The sequence below is a fragment of the Coprococcus sp. AF99-45 genome (assembly GCF_027663865.1).
Taxonomy (GTDB): Bacteria; Bacillota; Clostridia; order Lachnospirales; family Lachnospiraceae; genus Allocoprococcus; species Allocoprococcus comes.
Window position 1 is genome coordinate 1 of the sequence record NZ_JAQDGZ010000047.1, and the last position, 3,462, is coordinate 3,462.

Here is a 3,462-nt window from a genome sequence, read left to right on the forward strand (position 1 = left end):
AAACCTTATCTAAATGACATTGATTATCTAATTAACTACATTATTTTCTGTCTAAAATATCCATAAATTCGTCACCTGTAATTGTTTCCTTCTCATACAGGTACATAGCCAGTTCGTCCAGTTTTTCCCTGTTTTCGGAAAGGATTTTTCTTGCTTTTTCATGCTCTGCTTTTACGAGCTGCACGACTTTTTCATCAATTTCCTTCTGGGTATCTGTGGAACAGGAAAGAGACGTATCGCCGCCAAGATACTGGTTGGTCACGGTTTCCATTGCCACCATGTCGAATTCATCTGTCATGCCGTAGCGGGTGATCATCGCTCTTGCAATTTTTGTTGCCTGTTCGATATCATTGGAGGCTCCTGTCGTGATCTCACCAAATACGATCTCCTCTGCCGCACGTCCGCCTGTAAATGTAACAATCTTATTCTCAAGTTCTTTTTTCGTCATCAGATATTTATCACCCTGCTCAACCTGCATAGTGTAGCCGAGTGCACCTGAGGTACGCGGGATGATCGTAATCTTCTGGACCGGTGCTGAATGACTCTGCAATGCAGCTACCAGAGCGTGTCCTATCTCATGATATGCAACAACCTTCTTCTCCTGATCTGAAAGAACCGCATTCTTCTTCTGATATCCTGCAATAACCACTTCTATACTTTCTTCGAGATCAGATTCATTTACAACGGTCCTTCCACTACGGACAGCACGTAATGCTGCTTCATTTATAATATTGGCAAGCTCCGCACCGGATGCACCGGATGCCATACGTGCAATCGTATGCAGGTCAACATCATCAGATGCTTTTATCTTCTTTGCATGAACCTTTAAAATTGCTTCACGTCCTGCAAGATCCGGCAGTTCAACCGGCACACGCCTGTCAAAACGTCCCGGACGTGTAAGTGCCGGATCTAACGACTCCGGACGGTTCGTTGCAGCAAGAATGATGACACCATTATTTCCTTCAAATCCATCCATCTCTGTAAGAAGCTGATTTAAGGTCTGCTCCCTCTCATCATTTCCGCCCATTTGTCCGTCACGCTTTTTACCAATGGCATCAATTTCATCAATAAACACGATACATGGTGCCTTTTCCTTTGCCTGTCTGAAAAGATCTCGAACCTTGGAAGCTCCCATACCGACAAACATCTCTACGAATTCTGATCCGGACATTGAGAAAAATGGTACATTTGATTCACCCGCAACTGCTTTTGCAAGCATTGTTTTACCAGTTCCCGGAGGTCCTACAAGAAGGACACCTTTTGGCATAGACGCACCTACATCGGTATACTTCTTCGGATTGTGAAGATAATCAACGATCTCTGAAAGGTTTTCTTTCGCCTCATCTTCTCCTGCAACGTCTGAAAAACGGATTCCCTCACTGGATTGCACATAAATCTTCGCATTGCTTTTTCCCATTCCAAAAGCCATCGAATTTTTTCCTCCGGCATGCTCCATCAGTTTCTTCGCCATATAATTTCCCAGTGCGATAAAAAGGATCAATGGCAAAACCCCGGTCAGCAGGAAGCTGATGATCGGTGACATCTGCTTATCGATATCTTTTGCGAATACTGCTCCACATTCATATAGCCTGTCCGTCAGGTTCGGATCGTTCATCAGACCTGTTTTATAAATATTTTTTTGATCTTTATCTGTAAAGATGATCTGATTGTCCTTAACTTCTACTTCACCGATATTCTTCTTCTCGATCATGCTCATAAAAGTTCCATAATCCGTTTCCTTTACCTGATGCTCCATAAGGATTGGTGTGACAACCAGATTAAATACGATCAGCACTATTAACACAATCCCATAATAATATGCCAGTGGTTTTTTCGGTGTTTTAACTTCTTTCATGGTCTTTCCTCCTGTTGTTCTGCGATATGCTTTCTCCGTGCATTTTCGTATTATTTATTCTGCCATCTGACTTCGCCCTTGGACAGAAGCGGATAACAGATCAGCTGATCTGAATCCAGATTTTCCGCATGCATGTCAACCGCTGTGATCTGATGATTATCATAAGTCGTATAATAATAAATACCTTTTGCTGTATTACAACAGGACGTGTATATCGTGATCTCATATTTGCCTTCTGTCACCTCACAACATCCACGCTGCTGATCTACAGATCCTAAGATATGGAAGAACTGGCTTACACTCTCACCCTCTTCTTCACCGGAGATCGAATTTAATTTTGTAAAGGCAACTTTCACAAATCTTGACTGGCTGGAAAGATCTCCAGGTATTCCCATTCCACCCATTCCTCTGCTATATGCATCAAGCTGTAATACTCCTGCAAAAGTACTCTCCGGCTGTTTTCTGGATACTCCGGCATAATTATTCAGTGCAAACATCTGACCCAGGAATGGTGGATTATTGGTAAGCACTCCTACCGGATTATCATATACATGCAGCCCATCCTTCATAGACTCAACAACGATACAGGCGTCTTTGTCTGCAATGATCCAGTGAAGCTGTGCTGTCGGCAGCTGTTCACTGAATGCTGTGCCTGTCAGTCTCATTGCTGCCAGCTTCTCTCTCGCCTCTGCTACAGTAGCACACTGTGTAAGGATCCATGGGATGAACTCGAACTGTGCCACCTGGCTGACTTCTGTTTCATCTTCCGGCAAAGCCTCTTCATATGCCGCATTGCCGACAAAATTAAGACCTGCCATTCCAAGGCCTTTTTCATTAACAGCATCATAATAAAGCGGATAACCTCCTGCAACAAATGCCATTCCGATCAAAGCATAATGGCTTTTTATCTTCCCGGCAAACCGGAAATCAAATTCGTAATTTCTTGGCGTTATCGTAATCTGTTCCCCATAGGAAAATTCATAATCAAGCGTTCTACCCATATAAAAATCTTTTGTTTTGTAAGTTGCTGCTGTACACATATCGAACACCTCTTCTTTCTGCTATAATAGTCCTGCAAACAATCTCATAAACAACTGTCCGATCCGTAAATATGCACTCCGTCCTGTGCGGTACTTTTCGGTCACTTCCCTGCATTCATTCATTGTTGCTCCAAGATCATCTCTTATATCCAAAACTGTCTGACTATCCGCCATAAAACAACCATTTTCAAAGTGATTATAAAGCAATGCCATTCAGTTAAGCATCATTTTAGTGGTTTTCTGTCATAGAAAGCCACTGTTTTTATGCCTAAAAACTTTAAAAATATTACAAAAAACAGTTGACAAGTAAGCCAATATATGTTGCGCAAGCCTTGATTATAAACATATTTCAAGGAGGCTCATTATGGCTGATTTTTTCTTATCTAATTTAAAATCCACACTCGACAACTGCATCACAGAACTCGATGAAATTCACTCCATGTTCTGCCGTAATCCGGAAAGTGATTTTACCAGGAACCGCAAACTTTCTTTCCGCGAGTATATTCAGTTTATGCTCCAGATGCAGAGTAAATCCGTTTCAAATGCAGTAAACATATGCAGGGCATA

General features: G+C 42.1%; 3 protein-coding genes and 1 pseudogene. 1 reads left to right on the top strand and 3 read right to left on the bottom strand.

What is annotated here, in order from left to right; translation table 11 throughout:
- Positions 1-40 precede the first annotated feature (40 nt).
- The 3 genes from ftsH to PGR14_RS15865 are packed head-to-tail and all read right to left on the bottom strand — an operon-like array spanning position 41 to position 3,108.
- A complete protein-coding gene (gene ftsH / locus PGR14_RS15855) occupies positions 41-1,855 on the bottom strand; it encodes an ATP-dependent zinc metalloprotease FtsH (RefSeq protein WP_055248541.1) in 1,815 nt (604 codons plus the stop codon).
- Positions 1,856-1,905: 50 nt separating this feature from the next.
- Entirely contained in the window at positions 1,906-2,895 is a 990-nt protein-coding gene (gene bsh, locus PGR14_RS15860) for a choloylglycine hydrolase (RefSeq protein WP_005360258.1), read from the bottom strand.
- A gap of 21 nt (positions 2,896-2,916) precedes the next feature.
- Positions 2,917-3,108 (bottom strand): hypothetical protein, encoded by a 192-nt coding sequence (locus tag PGR14_RS15865; RefSeq protein ID WP_008370191.1) that lies wholly within the window; start codon positions 3,106-3,108, stop codon positions 2,917-2,919.
- 151 nt (positions 3,109-3,259) lie between these two features.
- Here PGR14_RS15865 and PGR14_RS15870 point away from each other — a divergent pair.
- Positions 3,260-3,462: pseudogene (locus PGR14_RS15870) on the top strand (hypothetical protein); the annotation flags it as partial.